This window comes from Pseudomonas sp. P129 (assembly GCF_020312195.1).
Classification (GTDB): Bacteria; Pseudomonadota; Gammaproteobacteria; order Pseudomonadales; family Pseudomonadaceae; genus Aquipseudomonas; species Aquipseudomonas fragariae.
Map to the genome: position 1 here is coordinate 970,455 of NZ_JAGPYS010000002.1, position 19,036 is coordinate 989,490.

Annotated in this window: 16 protein-coding genes; 7 read left to right on the forward strand and 9 right to left on the reverse strand. The window is 60.8% G+C overall.

Translation table 11 applies throughout. The annotated features are described in order from the left end of the window. Both KBY02_RS09505 and ppsA read right to left on the reverse strand, forming a co-directional pair. Entirely contained in the window at positions 1 to 990 is a 990-nt protein-coding gene (locus KBY02_RS09505; protein WP_116886880.1) for an alpha/beta fold hydrolase, read from the reverse strand. Positions 991 to 1,182: 192 nt separating this feature from the next. Continuing rightward, positions 1,183 to 3,558: a phosphoenolpyruvate synthase gene (gene ppsA, locus KBY02_RS09510; RefSeq protein ID WP_003406749.1), complete on the reverse strand. Its 2,376-nt coding sequence runs from the start codon at positions 3,556 to 3,558 to the stop codon at positions 1,183 to 1,185. Between ppsA and KBY02_RS26495 the strand changes: the two genes are divergently transcribed. Both KBY02_RS26495 and KBY02_RS09515 read left to right on the forward strand, forming a co-directional pair. Then, the gene (locus KBY02_RS26495) at positions 3,505 to 3,705 is read left to right on the forward strand and encodes a hypothetical protein (protein ID WP_373686963.1); all 201 of its coding nucleotides are present in this window, start codon (positions 3,505 to 3,507) and stop codon (positions 3,703 to 3,705) included. The two genes, ppsA and KBY02_RS26495, sit on opposite strands and share 54 nt — an antisense overlap. Before the next feature lie 75 nt (positions 3,706 to 3,780). Beyond that, entirely contained in the window at positions 3,781 to 4,599 is an 819-nt protein-coding gene (locus tag KBY02_RS09515; protein ID WP_003347114.1) for a pyruvate, water dikinase regulatory protein, read from the forward strand. 30 nt (positions 4,600 to 4,629) lie between these two features. On the opposite strand, the gene prpF is transcribed toward KBY02_RS09515, so the two are convergent. The 5 genes from prpF to KBY02_RS09540 form a co-directional block, all read right to left on the reverse strand. Next, entirely contained in the window at positions 4,630 to 5,820 is a 1,191-nt protein-coding gene (gene prpF, locus KBY02_RS09520) for a 2-methylaconitate cis-trans isomerase PrpF (RefSeq protein ID WP_225650221.1), read from the reverse strand. A gap of 136 nt (positions 5,821 to 5,956) precedes the next feature. Continuing rightward, entirely contained in the window at positions 5,957 to 8,545 is a 2,589-nt protein-coding gene (acnD, locus tag KBY02_RS09525; RefSeq protein ID WP_225650223.1) for a Fe/S-dependent 2-methylisocitrate dehydratase AcnD, read from the reverse strand. A gap of 66 nt (positions 8,546 to 8,611) precedes the next feature. Further along, the gene (gene prpC, locus KBY02_RS09530; protein ID WP_003406752.1) at positions 8,612 to 9,739 is read right to left on the reverse strand and encodes a 2-methylcitrate synthase; all 1,128 of its coding nucleotides are present in this window, start codon (positions 9,737 to 9,739) and stop codon (positions 8,612 to 8,614) included. A gap of 161 nt (positions 9,740 to 9,900) precedes the next feature. Next, complete coding sequence (prpB, locus tag KBY02_RS09535; protein WP_011267426.1) at positions 9,901 to 10,794, reverse strand: methylisocitrate lyase; 894 nt, start codon at positions 10,792 to 10,794, stop codon at positions 9,901 to 9,903. Then, positions 10,791 to 11,510, reverse strand: coding sequence for a GntR family transcriptional regulator (locus tag KBY02_RS09540; protein WP_003392922.1), 720 nt, complete (start codon positions 11,508 to 11,510; stop codon positions 10,791 to 10,793). Before KBY02_RS09540 ends, prpB begins: the two co-directional genes overlap by 4 nt. Before the next feature lie 299 nt (positions 11,511 to 11,809). On the opposite strand from KBY02_RS09540, the gene KBY02_RS09545 reads away from it, so the two are divergent. The 4 genes from KBY02_RS09545 to pabB all read left to right on the forward strand — a co-directional run bounded on the left by KBY02_RS09545 (position 11,810) and on the right by pabB (position 16,282). Further along, positions 11,810 to 12,346 carry an ATP-dependent zinc protease gene (locus tag KBY02_RS09545; RefSeq protein ID WP_003315699.1) on the forward strand — a complete coding sequence of 179 codons (537 nt, stop codon included), beginning with the start codon at positions 11,810 to 11,812 and terminating at the stop codon, positions 12,344 to 12,346. Between the two features lie 4 nt (positions 12,347 to 12,350). Beyond that, the gene (locus KBY02_RS09550; RefSeq protein WP_011267423.1) at positions 12,351 to 13,886 is read left to right on the forward strand and encodes an inactive transglutaminase family protein; all 1,536 of its coding nucleotides are present in this window, start codon (positions 12,351 to 12,353) and stop codon (positions 13,884 to 13,886) included. Next, a complete protein-coding gene (locus KBY02_RS09555; RefSeq protein WP_161633389.1) occupies positions 13,886 to 14,863 on the forward strand; it encodes an alpha-L-glutamate ligase-like protein in 978 nt (325 codons plus the stop codon). Before KBY02_RS09550 ends, KBY02_RS09555 begins: the two co-directional genes overlap by 1 nt. Positions 14,864 to 14,938: 75 nt before the next feature. Continuing rightward, positions 14,939 to 16,282: an aminodeoxychorismate synthase component I gene (gene pabB / locus KBY02_RS09560; protein ID WP_225650225.1), complete on the forward strand. Its 1,344-nt coding sequence runs from the start codon at positions 14,939 to 14,941 to the stop codon at positions 16,280 to 16,282. A gap of 134 nt (positions 16,283 to 16,416) precedes the next feature. Here the strand turns inward: pabB and thrH are convergent, their stop codons facing one another. Continuing rightward, entirely contained in the window at positions 16,417 to 17,034 is a 618-nt protein-coding gene (gene thrH / locus KBY02_RS09565) for a bifunctional phosphoserine phosphatase/homoserine phosphotransferase ThrH (protein WP_024640703.1), read from the reverse strand. Positions 17,035 to 17,173: 139 nt separating this feature from the next. On the opposite strand from thrH, the gene KBY02_RS09570 reads away from it, so the two are divergent. After that, positions 17,174 to 17,908, forward strand: a complete 735-nt coding sequence (locus KBY02_RS09570) for a phosphoadenylyl-sulfate reductase (RefSeq protein ID WP_003406769.1) — start codon at positions 17,174 to 17,176, stop codon at positions 17,906 to 17,908. 98 nt (positions 17,909 to 18,006) lie between these two features. On the opposite strand, the gene cysB is transcribed toward KBY02_RS09570, so the two are convergent. Continuing rightward, positions 18,007 to 18,981 carry an HTH-type transcriptional regulator CysB gene (cysB, locus tag KBY02_RS09575; protein ID WP_003406770.1) on the reverse strand — a complete coding sequence of 325 codons (975 nt, stop codon included), beginning with the start codon at positions 18,979 to 18,981 and terminating at the stop codon, positions 18,007 to 18,009. Between the last annotated feature and the right edge of the window lie 55 nt (positions 18,982 to 19,036).

Genomic DNA, 19,036 nt, shown 5'->3' on the forward strand with positions numbered 1-19,036 from the left:
CTAACTGCCCACCGCGACCTGAAACTCTGCAACCTGTTCAGGAACGGACCGCTCGCCCAGCCACTCGATCACCCGCGGCCAGACCTGCTGCTGCGCGGCCTTGCTGACCAGCATCTGCACATGGTCGAAATCCTCGCTGAAGCCGTGTTCACGGCTCAGGCAGAGAAACTGCCTGTGCGCGCTGCCGATCTGCTCGAACAGCTCACGGCAAGCCCACACCGGATCCTGATGGTCGCCGGCCGCAGCGACAGCCAGAAGCGGCACCTGAACCGCGCTCAACCCTGCCCACCAGTTGTTGTCACGCTCACCGAAACGCCCGAACAACCCGTGCCAACGCATGCTTTCCAGAACCAGGCCAATCGGCTCGTCTTCCGGCCCGCGCTTGAAACGCGGTCCGGAGATATGCTCGAAGGACCTCAGCAGCCACTTCGCAGACCATTGCAGGGGCGGGACTTTCAGCGGCCAGTAGGTGCGGCTGACCTGGCTGCCGAACAGCGCCACGGACGCCGCAGTATCAGCCCCCAGGTACTGACCGCCCAAGGCTGCCGCCAGGCTCGTGCCGCCCAGCGAATGGCCGATCCAGTGCGGTATCTGGCCACTTTGCTCGACGATGAACGCGGCAATGGCTGGCAAATCGAAACGCGCGTAGTCCGCCACGCAATTGCTGCGGTAACTCAGGTTGCGAGCCGACAGGCCATGGCCGCGCATTTCAGGAATCCACACGTCATAACCGGCACGCGCCAGATACGCGCCCAGACCGATGCCCTTGGGCGAATACCAGAAACGCCGGTTGGAAAAGCTGCCATGCAGCAGGATGACCGGAGTGCCACGCACGTCGGGCTGATCGGCCCGCCCCAGCCGGGTTACCGCGAGTTCGACACTGGCGTCGGGACTGTTGGCAGGTTTGAGACGGTAGACGTCCTCGACCAGATCGCCACGACGCTCGGCGCTGATCAAGGCCACGGGAAAAAGCTGGCTGCTGCTCTGCATATCACTCTTTATCTGGTTTGACAGACGGGATGAAACCACGCGCTCCGGGGTCTCGCGGTGCGCCATAAAAAAGGCGGCTTCCGAAGAAACCGCCTCATTCAAACACCTGAACCACATGACGGCTCAGGCCGCGTTCGCGTCACACGGCAGCCCGGTGTTGCGAGGAATGCGCCTCAGGCGAGCCACCGCCTGTCAGACAGGCGCCTGTGCCTCGGCGAGGAAGAACCAGGTCTCCAGTACCGAATCGGGGTTGAGCGAGACACTCTCGATGCCCTGATCCATCAGCCAGCGCGCCAGATCCGGATGATCGGAAGGCCCCTGCCCGCAGATGCCGATGTACTTGCCGGCCTTGTTGCACGCCTGAATGGCGTTGGACAGCAGCTTCTTGACGGCCGGGTTACGCTCGTCGAACAGGTGAGCGATCACACCGGAGTCACGGTCGAGACCGAGCGTCAGCTGAGTCAGGTCGTTGGAGCCGATGGAGAAGCCGTCGAAATACTCGAGGAACTCTTCCGCCAGAATCGCGTTGGACGGCAGCTCGCACATCATGATGATGCGCAGGCCGTTTTCGCCACGCTTCAGCCCGTTGGCGGCCAGCAGATCGATCACCTGGCTCGCCTCGCCCAGGGTGCGGACGAACGGCACCATGATCTCGACGTTGGTCAGGCCCATCTCCTCGCGCACACGCTTGAGAGCGCGGCACTCCAGCTCGAAGCAGTCACGGAAGTTCTCGCTGATATAGCGCGACGCACCGCGGAAGCCCAGCATCGGGTTTTCTTCTTCGGGCTCGTAGAGCTTGCCGCCGATCAGGTTCGCGTACTCGTTGGACTTGAAGTCCGAGAGGCGCACGATGACTTTTTTCGGCGTGAACGCGGCGGCCAGAGTGCTGATGCCCTCGACCAGCTTGTCGACATAGAAACCGACCGGATCGTCGTAACCGGCGATGCGCTTGTCGACGCTTTCCTTGATTTCCGGTGGCAGCACCGAATAGTTGAGCAGCGCCTTGGGGTGCACGCCGATCATGCGGTTGATGATGAACTCCAGACGCGCCAGGCCGACACCGGCATTGGGCAACTGGGCGAAATCAAAGGCACGGTCCGGGTTGCCGACGTTCATCATGATCTTGAACGGCAGATCAGGCATGGCATCGACCGAGTTGGTCTTGATGTCGAAGCCCAGCTCGCCTTCGAAGATATAACCGGTGTCGCCCTCTGCACAGGAAACCGTGACACCCTGGCCATCCTGAAGGGTATGCGTGGCGTTGCCGCAGCCGACCACTGCCGGGATGCCCAGCTCACGGGCGATGATCGCGGCGTGGCAGGTACGACCGCCACGGTTGGTGACGATTGCGCTGGCACGCTTCATCACCGGTTCCCAGTCCGGGTCGGTCATGTCCGACACCAGCACGTCACCGGGCTGGACCTTGTCCATCTCGGACACGTCCTTGATGATACGCACCTTGCCCGCGCCGATGCGCTGACCGATGGCACGGCCTTCGACCAGCACCTTGCCGGTCTCCTTGAGCAGATAGCGTTCCATGACGTTGGCCGACGCACGGCTCTTCACCGTTTCCGGACGTGCCTGGACGATGTACAGCTTGCCGTCGTCACCGTCCTTGGCCCACTCGATGTCCATCGGGCACTTGTAGTGCTTCTCGATGATCATCGCCTGTTTGGCCAGTTCGGACACTTCGGCATCGCTCAGACAGAAACGTGCACGATCGGCAGGCTCGACGTCGATCACCTTGACCGAACGACCGGCCTTGGCTTCTTCGCCGTAAATCATCTTGATCGCCTTGCTGCCCAGATTGCGACGCAGGATCGCCGGGCGACCAGCCGCCAGCGTGTCCTTGTGCACGTAGAATTCGTCGGGGTTGACGGCGCCCTGCACGACCGTCTCGCCCAGACCGTAGGCACCGGTGATGAACACCACATCGCGGAAACCGGACTCGGTGTCGAGGGTGAACATGACACCGGCCGTACCGGTTTCGGAGCGCACCATGCGCTGCACACCCGCAGACAGCGCGACCAGCTTGTGGTCGAAGCCCTGGTGTACGCGGTAGGAAATCGCACGGTCGTTGAACAGTGAAGCGAAGACTTCCTTGGCGGCACGGATCACGTTCTCGACGCCGCGGATGTTCAGGAAGGTCTCCTGCTGGCCGGCGAACGAGGCATCCGGCAAGTCTTCGGCCGTTGCGGAGGAACGCACGGCCACGGCCAGGTTCGGATTACCGGCAGAGAGCTCGGCAAACGCAGTACGGATCTGGGCGTTGAGCTGCTCGGGGAACTCGGCCTCCATGATCCACTGACGAATCTGCGCACCGGTGCGGGCCAACGCGTTGACATCATCGACGTCAAGGGCGTCCAGCGCCGCATGGATCTGCTCGTTCAGGCCGCTGAGCTCGAGAAAGTCACGGTAAGCCTGGGCGGTAGTCGCGAAGCCGCCGGGCACCGAAACACCAGCACCTGCGAGGTTGCTGATCATCTCGCCGAGGGACGAGTTTTTGCCCCCCACGTGCTCTACATCATGGACGCCGAGCTTATCGAGGGAAACTACGTACTCTACCAAGGTGATCTCTCCACTAACTGTGTTTGTTGTTGGGAAAAGCTCATTCACCTGCGCCACATGCGGTGTGGCTTCAGGCGTGTCTGCCCGGACGTACAGATCGGGCGTGCAAAACCGAGTGTTCGAAAAGCATGCGTGCAAAAAAGCTGAACTGCGGGCTCTCAGGACCGGCCAGCACGCCTATGATAGCCAGAATTCGTCAACTGCTTAAGGCCTGGGGCAAAAATGAAACGATCCGCTTTCTTCATCTCGGACGGCACGGGTATCACCGCCGAAACCCTGGGCCAGAGCCTGTTGGCACAATTTGAAAACATTACCTTCAACAAGTTCACCAGGCCCTATATCGACAGCGTCGAGAAGGCGCGGGCGATGGTACAACAAATCAATAATGCCGCCGACAAGGACGATGTGCGGCCGATCATCTTCGATACCATCGTCAATCAGGACATTCGCGAGATTCTGGCAACGTCCAATGGCTTCATGATCGATATCTTTTCGACCTTCCTGGCCCCGCTGGAGCAGGAGCTTAGTTCACACTCGTCCTACTCCGTGGGTAAATCGCATTCCATCGGGCATAACTCCAATTACATGGAGCGCATCGAGGCGGTCAACTTCGCGCTGGACAACGATGACGGCGCGCGGACGCATTATTACGACAAGGCCGATATCATCCTCGTCGGCGTCTCGCGCTGCGGCAAAACCCCGACCTGTCTGTACATGGCCATGCAGTTCGGTATCCGCGCCGCCAACTATCCGCTGACCGAAGATGACATGGAAAGGCTGCAACTGCCTGCAGCGCTCAAGCAGCATCGCGAAAAACTGTTCGGCCTGACCATCGACCCGGACCGCCTCACCGCGATCCGCCACGAGCGCAAGCCCAACAGTCGCTACTCCAGCTACGCGCAGTGCGAATTCGAGGTGCGCGAGGTGGAAAGCCTGTTCCGCCGCGAGAACATTGCACACATCAACTCCACGCATTTTTCGGTGGAAGAAATCTCCGCCAAGGTGCTGGTCGAAAAAGGCGTGGAACGACGTTTCAAATAGGCGCTGCGAGCCCCTTCAAAACTGACGACTTCAGGCGCCTGGCTGCGGCACCCGCACCCAGCCTTCCATCAGCACGCGGGCGCTGCGGCTCATCAGGGCTTTGGTGACTTTCCAGTCACCGCCCTCCTGAACGGCCTGGGCGCCGACCCGCAGTGTGCCGGAGGGATGGCCAAAGCTGACTGCGCTGCGCGCCTGACCACCAGCGGCCAGATTGACCAGCGTGCCCGGGATGGCTGCGGCCGTGCCGATGGCCACCGCAGCCGTGCCCATCATCGCGTGGTGCAGCTTGCCCATCGACACGGCGCGTACCAGCAGCTCGATATCCTGCGCAACGACAGGCTTGCCGCTCGACGCCAGGTAGTCGGCAGGCGCAGCGACAAAAGCCACCTTGGGCGTGTGCTGGCGTGCGGCAGCTTCATCAATGCTGCCAATCAGGCCCATGTGCAGCGCACCATAGGCGCGAATGGCCTCCAGACGGGCCAGCGCCTGCGGATCAGCGTTGATATCGCCCTGCAGCTCAGTGCCGGTATAGCCGATGTCGGCAGCGTTGACAAAAATCGTCGGAATGCCGGCATTGATCATGGTTGCCTTCAAAGTGCCGATGCCGGGCACCTGCAGATCATCCACCAGATTGCCGGTGGGGAACATCGAGCCACCCGCGCCCTCTTCGTCCGCCGCCGGGTCAAGAAACTCCAGTGGCACTTCCGCTGCCGGGAAGGTCACGCCATCCAGCTCGAAGTCGCCGGTTTCCTGCACCGCGCCGTTGCTGATCGGCACGTGAGCGATGATGGTCTTGCCGATGTTGGCCTGCCAGATGCGCACCACCGCCACGCCATCCTGCGGAACGCGGTCAGGGTCGACCAGACCATTCGCGATCGCGAATGGCCCCACGGCCGCTGACAGGTTGCCGCAATTGCCGCTCCAGTCGACAAACGGCTTGTCGATGGACACCTGGCCGAACAGGTAATCGACATCGTGGTCGGGCCTGCTGCTGCGCGACACAATCACGCTCTTGCTGGTACTCGACGTCGCCCCGCCCATGCCGTCGATCTGCTTTTCATAGGGGTCGGGGCTGCCGATGACCCGCAACAGCAGCGCATCCCGCGCCGCGCCCGGAACCTGTGCAGCGTCGGGCAGATCAGTCAGCCTGAAAAACACCCCCTTGCTGGTGCCTCCGCGCATGTAAGTGGCGGGGATGCGGATCTGTGGTGGATGAGCCATGAATTCGTTGTCCTGTTCAAAGAGCGCGCCGAGCGCTCAAAATCGGACGCAGAGCGTCCAGAACTGCATGCCCACGCGGAGCATGGGCACGATAGTGCTCTTGCGCACGCTTAGCGTTCCTCACGCTCCAGCGTAGCTACGATGCAGTAGCCTCCAGAAAGTCCTGAGCAAAACGCTGCAACACGCCACCCGCCTCATAAATAGAAAGCTCTTCGGCGGTGTCCAGACGACAGGTCACCGGCACCTCGACGCGCTCGCCGTTACGGCGCTGAATCACCAGCGTCAATGTAGCGCGCGGTGTGCGCTGGCCGATCACATCGAAGGTTTCGCTGCCGTCGATGCCCAGGGTCAGACGGCTGGTGCCGGGCTTGAACTCCAGCGGCAGCACGCCCATGCCGACCAGGTTGGTGCGGTGAATACGCTCAAACCCTTCTGCAGCAATCGCTTCGACGCCCGCCAGCCTGACGCCTTTGGCCGCCCAGTCACGGGACGAGCCCTGCCCATAGTCGGCACCGGCAATGATGATCAACGGCTGCTTGCGCGCCAGGTAGGTTTCGATGGCTTCCCACATGCGCGTGACCACGCCTTCGGGTTCGATGCGGGTCAGCGAGCCCTTTATGACCTTGCCATCGACCACTGCCATCTCGTTGACCAGTTGCGGGTTGGCAAAGGTCGCGCGCTGGGCAGTCAGGTGGTCGCCGCGATGGGTCGCGTAGGAGTTGAAGTCTTCCTCCGGCAGGCCCATTTTCGCCAGGTACTCGCCCGCCGCACTGTCGAGCATGATCGCGTTGGACGGCGACAGGTGATCAGTGGTGATGTTGTCCGGCAGTACGGCCAGCGCCCGCATGCCCTTGAGCGTGCGTTCTCCGGCCAGCGCGCCTTCCCAGTAGGGCGGGCGACGGATGTAGGTGCTCATCGGACGCCAGTCGTAGAGCGGTTCGACCTTCGGCCCGGTGTGTTCTTCGATGGCAAACATCGGGATATAGACCTGGCGAAACTGCTCCGGCTTGACCGATGCCTGCACAACGGCATCAATCTCTTCATCACTCGGCCAGATATCCTTGAGACGGATTTCCCGGCCCTCGGCGATGCCCAGCACATCGTTTTCAATATCGAAGCGGATGGTCCCGGCAATGGCATACGCCACCACCAGGGGCGGCGAGGCCAGAAAGGCCTGCTTGGCATAGGGATGAATACGCCCGTCGAAGTTGCGGTTACCGGACAAGACCGCCGTGGCGTACAGGTCGCGGTCGATGATTTCCTGCTGGATCAGCGGATCGAGCGCGCCGGACATGCCGTTGCAGGTGGTGCAGGCAAAAGCCACGACGCCAAAACCCAGTTGCTCCAGCTCCGAGGTCAGCCCTGCTGCATCCAGATACAGCGCCACGGTTTTCGAGCCGGGGGCCAGCGATGACTTGACCCACGGCTTGCGCAGCAGCCCCAGGCGGTTGGCGTTGCGTGCCAGCAGACCGGCGGCAATGACGTTGCGCGGGTTGCTGGTGTTGGTGCAACTGGTAATCGCAGCGATGATCACCGCGCCGTCGGGCATCTGCCCCGGCACCTCGTCCCATTGCCCGGCAATCCCTCTGGCCGCCAGATCGGCGGTGGCGACCCGCGCATGGGGGTTGGAGGGCCCGGCCATGTTGCGCACTACACTGGACAGATCGAAACTCAGCACCCGCTCGTAGCGCACCTCGCTCAGGCTGTCCGACCAGAGACCGGTGTGCCGGGCGTACAGCTCGACCAGCTTGACCTGCTCGTCCTCACGTCCCGTCAAACGCAGGTAGTCGATGGTTTGCGAGTCAATGGAGAACATCGCCGCCGTCGCGCCGTATTCAGGCGCCATGTTGGAGATCGTCGCCCGGTCGCCCAGGGTCAGACTCGACGCACCTGCGCCGTAAAACTCCAGGTAGGCGCCGACCACCTTCTGTTGGCGCAGGTACTCGGTCAGCGCGAGCACCAGGTCGGTTGCGGTGATGCCTGGCTGATGGCGCCCGGTCAGTTCGACGCCGATGATGTCCGGCAGGCGCATCCACGAGGCGCGCCCGAGCATGACGTTCTCGGCCTCGAGCCCACCGACGCCAATGGCAATCACGCCCAGGGCATCGACATGCGGCGTGTGGCTGTCCGTGCCCACCAGTGTGTCGGGAAAGGCCACGCCATCGAGCACCTGCACCACCGGTGACATTTTCTCCAGATTGATCTGGTGCATGATGCCATTGCCCGGCGGGATGACTTCGACGTTCTTGAACGCCTGCTTGGTCCAGTCAATGAAGTGAAAACGGTCTTCGTTGCGACGATCTTCAATGGCGCGGTTCTTTGCGAACGCCTGCGGGTCATTACCGGCGGACTCCACTGCCAGCGAGTGGTCGACGATCAGTTGCACCGGAACCACCGGGTTGACCAGCGCAGGATCGCCGCCCTGCGAAGCGATCGCGTCACGCAGCCCGGCAAGGTCGACCAGCGCGGTCTGACCCAGAATGTCGTGGCAGACCACGCGTGCCGGGAACCAGGGAAAATCCAGATCACGCTTGCGCTCGACGAGCTGCATCAACGAGGCATTCAAGGTCGCCGGATCACAACGACGCACCAGGTTCTCGGCCAGCACCCGCGAGGTGTAGGGCAGCGTGGCATAGGCACCGGGCTTGAGCGCCTCGACGGCTGCCCGAGCGTCGAAGTAATCCAGTCGGGTGCCAGGGAGCGGTTTGCGAAATTCACTGTTCATTGCAGGACTCGATCACGGAGTGTTCGGAATACGGGTGGGGAGCTTCAGCGACTCCCCTGCCCCCTTTTAGCGCTGTTCCAGGGGTACGAACGCGCGCTGTTCGACGCCGATGTATTCGGCGCTCGGGCGAATGATGCGGTTGTTGGCGCGCTGCTCGAAAACGTGCGCGGCCCAGCCGGTCAGGCGTGAGCAAACGAAGATCGGCGTAAACAGCTTGGTCGGGATGCCCATGAAGTGATACGCCGACGCATGGTAGAAGTCGGCGTTGGGGAACAGTTTCTTCTGCTCCCACATGACCTTGTCGATGGCCTCGGAGACCGGGAACAGCACCGTATCGCCCACTTCGTCGGCGAGTTTCTTCGACCAGCCCTTGATCACCTCGTTGCGCGGGTCGGACTCCTTGTAGATCGCATGGCCAAAGCCCATGATCTTTTCCTTGCGCTCCAGCATGCCCAGCGTGCCTTTGGTTGCCTCTTCAGCCGAGGCGAAACGCTGAATCATTTCCATTGCAGCCTCGTTGGCACCGCCGTGCAGCGGGCCGCGCAAGGTACCGATGGCTGCCGTGACGCAGGAATACAGGTCCGACAGGGTCGACGCGCAGACGCGGGCAGTGAAGGTCGAGGCATTGAATTCGTGTTCGGCGTAGAGAATCAGCGATACGTCCATGACCTTGCGGTGCAGTTCGCTGGGCGCCTTGTCCAGCAGCAGGTGCAGAAAATGCCCGCCGATGGAGTCTTCGGCCGAGGTGCAGTCGATACGCTTGCCGTCGTGACTGAAGCGATACCAGTAGCACATGATCGCCGGGAACGCCGCGAGCAAACGGTCGGTCGAGTCGCGCTGCTGATCGAAACTGCGCTCCGGCTCCAGGGTGCCGAGCATGGAAGCACCGGTGCGCATGACATCCATCGGATGAGTGTCGGCGGGTATGCGCTCCAGCACTTCCTTCAGGGCCTGCGGCAGATCGCGCAGGCGCTTGAGTTTGTCCATATAGGCAGACAATTCGGCCTGATTGGGCAGTTCGCCGTACAGCAGCAGGTAGGCCACTTCTTCAAAACGCGCCTCGGCAGCCAGATCGCGCACGTCATAGCCGCGATAGGTCAGCCCGGCACCGGCCATGCCCACCGTGGACAACGCCGTCTGCCCGGCAACCTGCCCGCGCAGCCCGGCACCACTCAATACTTTTGCTTCAGCCATGGTGTTCTCCAATTTTGTTCTTGTGTGATGGGACGGAGCGAGGCTTCTCTTGTTAGCGAAGATAGTGATTCCAACGTTGCATTATCAGAGAATATAACAACCCTTTCGCGAACAAGTTCGCTCCTACGGCCTGCGGCCAGAAGCCCGGTATTTCACAGGCATCACCCCTTCTTCTGCGCAAACAGCGCATCCAGCTTCTGTTCGAATGTGTGGTAATCGATCGCGTCATACAGCTCCATGCGCGTCTGCATGCTGTCAATCACGTTTTTCTGGCTGCCGTCACGGCGGATTGCGCCGTAGACATTTTCTGCAGCCTTGTTCATCGCGCGGAATGCGGAAAGCGGATACAGCACCAGCGAGACGTCCGCCTCGCGCAGCTCATCGACCGTAAACAACGGCGTGGCGCCGAACTCGGTGATGTTGGCGAGGATCGGCACGCCTGCGCGGTTGGCGAATTGCTTGTACATCGCCAGTTCGGTGATGGCCTCTGGAAACACCATGTCCGCACCGGCTTCAATACAGGCAGCGGCACGCTCCAGGGCCGACTCCAGCCCTTCAACCGCCAGCGCATCGGTACGCGCCATGATCACGAAGCTGTCGTCAGTCCGGGCATCCACGGCAGCCTTGATCCGGTCGACCATTTCCTGCTGAGAAACGATTTCCTTGTTGGGACGGTGCCCGCAACGCTTGGCACCGACCTGATCCTCGATGTGAATCGCCGCCGCCCCGGCCTTGATCATCGAGCGCACGGTACGCGCCACATTGAAAGCCGAAGAGCCGAAACCGGTGTCGACGTCCACCAGCAACGGCAGATCGCAGACGTCGGTGATGCGCCGCACATCGATCAGTACGTCTTCAAGCCCAGTGATTCCCAGGTCCGGAATGCCCAGAGATCCTGCAGCGACTCCGCCACCCGACAGATAAATAGCCTTGAACCCGGCACGCCTGGCGAGCAGTGCGTGGTTGGCATTGATCGCGCCGACCACTTGCAGCGGCTGCTCGCTGGTAACTGCATCGCGGAAACGCTGGCCGGGAGTGCTGTTGTCATGACTCATTGTTTACCTCGGTCGGAAGTCGTCTGGGAAGCCGCCTGATAGTGGCGTTCGATGTTGCGTCTGGACGCGCCGATATGGCGGCGCATCAACAATTCAGCCAGCTCACCGTCGCGGTCGGCGATGGCGTCGAGAATGCGGTGATGTTCGGCAAAGGCCTGACGAGGCCGGTTGGGCGTGGTGGAATACTGAATGCGGTACATGCGCACCAACTGGTACAGCTCGCCGCAGAGCATCTGGCTGAGGGTGCGATTGCCGCTGCCCTGAATGATGCGGTAGTGAAAGTCGAAATCACCCTCCTGCTGGTAATAGCCGATACCTGCCTGAAAGGCGGCATCGCGCTCGTGGGTATCCAGAACGCCGCGCAGCTCATCGATTTCGGCCTGCGTCATGCGTTCGGCGGCCAGACGACAGGCCATCCCCTCCAGTGACTCGCGAATTTCATAGAGTTCGATCAGTTCGGCATGACTGAGCGAGACCACCCGGGCGCCCACATGCGGCACGCGAACCACCAGTCGCTGCCCTTCGAGCCGGTGAATCGCTTCGCGCAGCGGCCCGCGACTGATGCCATAGGTGCGAGCCAGTTCCGGCTCGGAAATCTTGCTGCCGGGAGCAATCTCGCCTTTCACGATGGCCGATTGAATACGTCGAAAAACGTTCTCGGAGAGCGTTTCCGAGTCGTCCGCAACCGTCATGGTTTTTTCGACCACCTTCAGCATTGTCGACACCTCATGACTATATGCGCTCAAATCTAGCCATATTTCGCCACTCAGTCAAAACAAAACCCTGCATTGTCGACAATCAGCCAAAGCGCGCCCCCCCTTTGCACGACAGACCAACCTGAACAGCCAGGCAGGTTGATCACTGGCAGCCGCAGGGCTTCATGCTAGAATGCGTCGCGTCCGTACAGCGCGCTCCGCAGCGGAGCCAGCGCCTGCGAACCGCCTGCCCTACCATCATCAGGTCAATTCCATTTGCGCCCTGACCCTGAAGTTGTTCGCTCATCGCGCCAGGATTTATGAGACTGACTACCCTCCCCACACTGCTCGGCCTTCTGTTTTTGCCCGGCCTGACCCTGGCCGCTAACAAGACGGTCTATGGCCTCAATGAATACGCCAGGCTGAGCGAAATCGATATCGAGATTGCCGCCAAGCTCGACACCGGCGCCAAGACTGCCTCGCTGAGCGCCCGCGACATCAAACATTTCAAGCGCGATGGTGAAAGCTGGGTGCGCTTCTATCTGGCCAGCGACAGCAAGCATGTACACCCCATCGAGCGCCCTCTGGCGCGGGTCAGCAAGATCAAGCGGCGTGCCGACGATCTCGACCCGGATGACGACAATCGGTATTCGTCACGTCCGGTAATCAGCCTCGATATCTGCATGGGTGAATCTTTACGCACCATAGAAGTGAACTTGACTGACCGAAGTGCTTTCCAATACCCGCTTTTGATCGGCTCCGAAGCCTTGAAACGCTTTGATGCGCTGGTCGATCCAAGTCTTAAATATGCGGCAGGGAAGCCCGGCTGCGCTTCCGTCGCTCAAAACGCAGAGTAAATCCATGCGCTCTCTTACACTCCATCTGAAGATCCTGATCACTGCCCTGGTGACCCTCGGCATCGCGATCACGGCCTATCAGATACTGGCGCTCGGCATACCCGTCAGCGAAGACGAAACCGATGATCTGTGGAACATCGACGCCAAAGTCGAGTTCGTCGCCAATCCCAAGGATTCGGTGAAGGTGCAGATGTTCGTGCCGCCGCTGGCCCACGACTACATCAGCCTCAATGAAAGCTTCATCTCGAACAATTACGGCGTCAGCGTCAACCGCGCCGACGGCAACCGCAAGGTCACCTGGTCGGCCCGTCGCGCCACCGGCAACCAGACCCTGTACTACCGACTGGTACTGACCAAGCGTTACAGCGGTGAAAAACCCAAGGTCAAAGGGCCTATCTTTCGCGACAGCATGACCGTCGAAGGCCCGGAAAAGGTCGCAGCCGAAGCGTTGCTGGCACCCATTCGCCAGCATTCGGCGGACGTGGAGACCTTCATCACCGAGGCCATCAAGCGCGTCAACAACCTGAATGACGATAACGTCAAACTGCTGCTGGCCGGTGATAACTCGGCGTCCAACAAGGCCCGGGTCACCGAGCTGCTGCTGTCGATCGCCCACGTACCGCTGGAAAAAGCCCACACCATTCGCCTGGATGCCGAGCAGCAGACACCGGAACTCTGGCTGCGCAGCTTCAACGGCAAGGAATGGCTGTACTTCAATCCCGACACCGGCGAAGCCGGCCTGCCGGACGATCGCCTGCTCTGGTGGACCGGCGAGGAAGGCCTGGTCAGCGTCGAAGGCGGCAAGAAGGTGCAAGTCACGTTCAGCCTCAACAACAGTGAAATGAACGCCATGCGTCTCGCCAAGCTGACCGACGCCAGCACCGATTCGGACTTCCTGGCCTATTCGCTGTACGGCTTGCCGCTGCAGACCCAGCAGACCTTCATGATCATGGTCATGATCCCGATTGGCGTGCTGGTCATCCTGATCCTGCGCAACCTGATCGGCCTGCAGACACTGGGCACCTTCACCCCGGTGCTGATCGCGCTGGCATTCCGGGAGACACAACTGGGCTTCGGCATCGCCCTGTTTACCGTGATCACCGCGCTGGGCCTGTCACTGCGCTCGTATCTGGAGCACCTGAAACTGCAAATGCTGCCGCGCCTGTCGGTGGTACTGACCTTCGTCGTGGTGCTGATCGCTGCCATCAGCCTGTTCAGCCACAAGCTCGGGCTGGAACGCGGCCTGTCGGTTGCGCTGTTCCCGATGGTGATTCTGACCATGACCATCGAACGCCTGTCGATCACCTGGGAAGAGCGTGGCGGCAGCCATGCCATGAAGGTCGCCATCGGTACGCTGTTCGCCGCGTCGCTGGCGCACCTGATCATGAGCGTGCCGGAACTGACCTACTTCGTCTTCACCTTCCCGGCAGTGCTGCTGGTACTGGTCGGCTTCATGCTGGCGATGGGCAGATACCGTGGCTACCGGCTGACCGAACTGGTGCGCTTCAAGGCATTCCTGAAAGAGGAAAAGGCCAAGTGATCGGCTGGTGGAAAACCTGGAAGGCGCTCGAAGCCCGCGGCATCATGGGCATCAATCGACGTAACGCCGACTACGTGCTCAAGTACAACAAGCGCAGCCTCTATCCGATCGTCGATGACAAGATCATCACCAAGGAGCGGGCCATCGCCGCAGGCATTCATGTGCCGGAGATGTACGGCGTGATTTCCACGGAAAAGGAAATCGACAGGCTCGACGAGATCATCGGTGGGCACAGCGACTTCGTGATCAAACCCGCACAGGGCGCAGGCGGCGATGGCATTCTGGTGATTGCCGACCGTTTCGAAGAACGCTTCCGCACCGTCTCGGGACGCATCATCAGCCACTCGGAAATCGAGCATCAGGTGTCCAGCATCCTCACCGGCCTTTATTCACTGGGTGGCCACCGCGACCGCGCGCTGATCGAGTACCGGGTCGTGCCTGACCCGATCTTCAAAAGCATCAGCTACGAAGGCGTACCGGACATCCGCATCATCGTGCTGATGGGTTATCCGGTGATGGCCATGCTGCGCTTGCCTACCCGCCAATCAGGCGGCAAGGCCAACCTGCACCAGGGCGCCATCGGCGTGGGTGTGGACCTGGCCACCGGCGTTACCCTGCAAGGCACCTGGCTGAACAACATCATCAGCAAGCACCCGGACACCACCCACTCGGTGGATGGCGTGCAGCTGCCTAACTGGGACGGCTTCATGAAGCTTGCCGCCGAGTGCTACGAGTTGTGCGGCCTGGGCTATATCGGCGTCGACATGGTGCTGGACCAGGACAAAGGCCCGCTGATTCTGGAGCTCAACGCCCGTCCCGGCCTGAACATTCAGATCGCCAACGACAGTGGCCTGACCCATCGCACTCAGGCCGTCGAGGCGCGTCTGGAGCAACTGGCTCTCGAAGGACGTCAGGAATCGGCGCAGGAGCGGGTCGACTTTGTTCAGGACCTGTTCGGTCATGTGCCCGGCGTCTGAACCGACATACCGCTAGGACTGCCGCATCGGCAAGGCTACAATCGCCAGCCGCGTTTCCAAGGCCGATATTCGACGATGCCGATCTGCTCGATACACCCCCTGCCCTACAGCGCCGACCCGATCGCGTTCTTCGCGCGAATCCGCGAAGCGCCGGGTGCGGTGCTGCTCGACAGCGGCAGGCCGGCAGCCGTGCGGGGCCGACATGACCTGCTCAGTGCATGGCCGTTGCAGGAACTGACCGTCGCCGATGGTGAGAACGGAGCGACCTATCTCCAGCGCTTGCGCGACAGTCTCAAGACCCTCGGCCCAGCACAGCTGCCTGACGGGTGCGAGCTGCCCTTCGCTGGCGGCCTGATCGGTTATCTGAGCTATGAGTTTGGTCGACGCCTGGAGCCTTTGCCGGATCAGGCCATTGATGACCTGCAACTGCCCGAGGCCCGTCTGGGGCTCTACGCCTGGGCGCTGATCAGTGATCATCAGGAGCAGACCAGCCAGCTGATTTTTCATCCAGCCCTGGCCGCAAGCGAACGCGAACGGCTGATTGAGCTGTTCTCTGTCGATATCCCTGAGCCGCGCACGGAGTTCCGTCTCAGCCAGCCGTTTCAGGCCAGTATCAGCGCGGATAACTATCGCCAGGCGTTCGAACGCATTCAGGCTTACATCCAGGCCGGTGACTGCTACCAGGTCAACTTTGCACAACGCTTTCAGGCGCAGTGCGTCGGTGACCCATGGGCCGCCTATCGTGCGCTGCGAGCGGCTTGTCCGACGCCATTCGCCGGCTACCTGAGCCTGCCGGGGGCCGATGCAATGCTGAGTCTTTCTCCCGAGCGCTTTGTGCGGGTCAGCACCCGGCAGGTAGAAACCCGCCCGATCAAAGGCACACGGCCGCGTAGCGCGGACCCGGCGCAGGATGCCGCCTTGGCCGCCGAACTGCTGGCCAGCGAGAAGGACCGCGCAGAAAACCTGATGATCGTCGACCTGCTGCGCAACGACCTGGGCCGCAGCTGCCGCATCGGCTCGGTGAAAGTCCCCGAGCTGTTCAGCCTGGAAAGCTACCCCAACGTGCACCATCTGGTCAGCAGCGTGACCGGGGAGCTGGCCGCCGGCAACGATGCACTGGACCTGATCGGCGGCAGCTTTCCTGGCGGATCCATCACGGGCGCGCCGAAGATCCGCGCCATGCAGATCATCGACGAACTGGAGCCGACCCGCCGCAGCCTGTATTGCGGCTCTCTGATATATCTGGACGTGCGTGGCGAAATGGACAGCTCGATCGCCATCCGCAGCCTGCTGGTCAAGGACGGACAGATTTCCTGCTGGGGCGGTGGCGGCATCGTCGCCGACTCGGACTGCGAGGCGGAATATCAGGAAACCTTCACCAAAGTCCGTGTACTGCTGGAGACGCTTGAAGCACTGTGAACCGCTCTGCGTTGCAAAGAGGACGCAGAGCGTCCAGAACGGCATACCGACGCAGAGCGTCGGCACGATAGCCAGATCATTTCGTGACGCTCTGCGTCACCTGTCTCCAGTCGCGCGCAACCGAGGCTTCGCCCTCAAAGCATCAAATCCCGATTCGAGGCCTTGATGAATTCCTTTTTCAGGTCATCGAAAGTATGCACCGCCGGAAACTGCGGGAATTCGCGGATCACGTTGTCGGGAGCGTGGAACAGGATACCGGCGTCGGCCTCTCCCAGCATGGTCGTGTCGTTGTACGAATCGCCTGCAGCGATGATCCGGTAATACAAACTCTTGAAGGCCAGCACCGACTGACGCTTGGGATCTTTCTGACGCAACTGGTAACCGATCACCCGGTCGGTCTCGTCAGTGATCAAGCGATGACACAGCAGGGTCGGAAAACCCAATTGACGCATCAGTGGCTGAGAGAACTCGTAGAACGTGTCCGAGAGAATCACTACCTGAAACCGCTCGCGCAGCCAGTTGACGAACTCCACGGCGCCCTCCAGCGGCTTGAGAGTACCGATCACTTCCTGAATATCCGCCAGTTTCAGACCGTGCTCATCAAGAATCCGCAGGCGTTGCTTCATCAGCACGTCGTAATCGGGAATGTCCCGCGTGGTGGCACGCAGCGATTCGATGCCGGTTTTCTCGGCAAAGGCGATCCAGATTTCCGGGACCAGAACACCCTCCAGGTCCAGGCAGGCAATTTCCACAGCACACTCCTCAAACCATTCACTCTCGACGCAAGTGCCACTCTAGCCGCTGGCAACGGCCACTGAACAGCGGATTTTGTTACCATTGCCGCCATCACGAGCGCTTAAGCGCCACTCTTGCATTTTAGGAAGCCGCCTGATGAGCCAACCTTTCGACGTCGCTGAACTGGCGACGACCTATGCGAACAAATCTGCACAAGACATTCTGAAACTGGCCTTCGAGCACTTCGGCGACGACCTGTGGATCTCTTTCAGCGGTGCCGAGGACGTGGTTCTGGTCGACATGGCCTGGAAGCTGAACAAGAACGTCAAGGTCTTCAGCCTGGATACAGGGCGCCTGCATGCGCAAACCTATCGCTTCATCGAGCAGGTCCGCGAGCACTACAAGATCGAGATCGAGATCGTTTCGCCCGATCACAGCAAGCTTGAACCTTTCGTCAAGGAAAAGGGCCTGTTCAGCTTTTACCGGGACGGTCATGGCGAATGCTGCGGCATCCGCAAGATCGAGCCGCTGCGTCGCAAACTGTCTGGCGTCAGCGCCTGGGCAACCGGCCAGCGCCGTGATCAGAGCCCCGGCACCCGCAGCGCCGTTGCTGCAGTGGAAATCGACAGCGCTTTTTCGACAGCCGAGCGCACGCTGTACAAATTCAACCCGTTGGCACAAATGAGCAGCGAGGAAATCTGGGGCTACATCCGCATGCTGGAGCTGCCCTACAACAGCCTGCACGAGCGCGGCTTCATCAGCATCGGCTGCGAACCCTGCACCCGCCCGGTATTGCCGAACCAGCACGAGCGCGAAGGTCGCTGGTGGTGGGAAGAAGCCACGCAGAAGGAATGCGGGCTGCATGCGGGCAATCTGATAGTGCGCGACTAGTGTCGCGAGCGGCAAGCTTCAAGCTTCAAGCTTCAAGTCAAAGCGCGTAGGGCTCTGGCTGTAGCTTGTAGCTTGCAGCTTGCAGCTCAAAACTGCCTCTAATGCACCGGCAGCTCGACATTGGCAAACAGCTCTTCCATTTCCTGCTTGTTATGGCACTGAATCGCCTTGGCCATGACTTCGCGGGTCAGGTGCGGCGCGAATTTCTCGATGAAATCGCACATGAAACCCCGCAGGAAAGTGCCGCGACGGAAAGCGATTTTTGTAACGCTGGACTCGAACAGATCACTGGCATCGAGCACCACCAGGTCGCTGTCCACTTCCTCGTCTACCGCCATTCTCGCCACGATACCCACGCCCAGATTCAGCCTGACGTAGGTCTTGATCACGTCGGCGTCCGCCGCCGTAAACACCACCTTGGGCACCAGCCCGCGATGGCTGAACGCCTCATCCAGCTTGGAACGACCGGTGAAACCGAAGACGTAAGTCACGATCGGGTATTCGGCCAGCAGTTCCAGGGTCAGCTTGGGTGCCTTGGTCAACGGGTGACCCTGCGGCACGACAACGCAACGGTTCCAGCGATAGCACGGCATCATCACCAGATCGCTGAACTGCTCGAGCGCCTCGGTGGCGATAGCGAAATCGACCGTCCCGTCAGCGGCCATTTCGGCGATCTGCATCGGTGAGCCCTGGTGCATGTGCAGCGCAACATCAGGGTATTGCTTGATGAAGTTGCTGATCACCGACGGCAAGGCATAGCGCGCCTGGGTGTGGGTGGTGGCGATCGACAGGGTGCCCTTTTTCTCGTTGGAGAACTCCTGGGCAATCTGCTTGATGCTCTCGACCTTGCGCAGGATCTCGCCCGCTGTCGTGATGATGCGCTCGCCTGCAGGTGTCACACGCGTCAGGTGCTTGCCGCTGCGGGCGAAAACCTCGACGCCCAGTTCATCTTCAAGCAGACGGATCTGCTTGCTGATGCCGGGCTGGGAGGTGTAAAGGCTCTGGGCCGTCGCGGAAACGTTGAGGTCGTGGTGCGCCACTTCCCAAATGTAGCGCAGTTGTTGGAGCTTCATATGTATCCCTCAAAGCAGATAAACCCTATGGGTATCGGCGACGGTATATAACTGG

What these genes read in the sequence shown, in the direction of transcription:
- KBY02_RS09570 (WP_003406769.1), top strand. Translation starts at nt 17,174, where the DNA reads ATGAGCCAACCTTTCGACGTCGCTGAACTGGCGACGACCTATGCGAAC.
- acnD (WP_225650223.1), bottom strand. Translation starts at nt 8,545, where the DNA reads ATGAACAGTGAATTTCGCAAACCGCTCCCTGGCACCCGACTGGATTAC.
- KBY02_RS09515 (WP_003347114.1), top strand. Translation starts at nt 3,781, where the DNA reads ATGAAACGATCCGCTTTCTTCATCTCGGACGGCACGGGTATCACCGCC.
- KBY02_RS09550 (WP_011267423.1), top strand. Translation starts at nt 12,351, where the DNA reads ATGCGCTCTCTTACACTCCATCTGAAGATCCTGATCACTGCCCTGGTG.
- prpC (WP_003406752.1), bottom strand. Translation starts at nt 9,739, where the DNA reads ATGGCTGAAGCAAAAGTATTGAGTGGTGCCGGGCTGCGCGGGCAGGTT.
- cysB (WP_003406770.1), bottom strand. Translation starts at nt 18,981, where the DNA reads ATGAAGCTCCAACAACTGCGCTACATTTGGGAAGTGGCGCACCACGAC.
- KBY02_RS09540 (WP_003392922.1), bottom strand. Translation starts at nt 11,510, where the DNA reads ATGCTGAAGGTGGTCGAAAAAACCATGACGGTTGCGGACGACTCGGAA.
- KBY02_RS09505 (WP_116886880.1), bottom strand. Translation starts at nt 990, where the DNA reads ATGCAGAGCAGCAGCCAGCTTTTTCCCGTGGCCTTGATCAGCGCCGAG.
- KBY02_RS09545 (WP_003315699.1), top strand. Translation starts at nt 11,810, where the DNA reads ATGAGACTGACTACCCTCCCCACACTGCTCGGCCTTCTGTTTTTGCCC.
- prpF (WP_225650221.1), bottom strand. Translation starts at nt 5,820, where the DNA reads ATGGCTCATCCACCACAGATCCGCATCCCCGCCACTTACATGCGCGGA.
- pabB (WP_225650225.1), top strand. Translation starts at nt 14,939, where the DNA reads ATGCCGATCTGCTCGATACACCCCCTGCCCTACAGCGCCGACCCGATC.
- prpB (WP_011267426.1), bottom strand. Translation starts at nt 10,794, where the DNA reads ATGAGTCATGACAACAGCACTCCCGGCCAGCGTTTCCGCGATGCAGTT.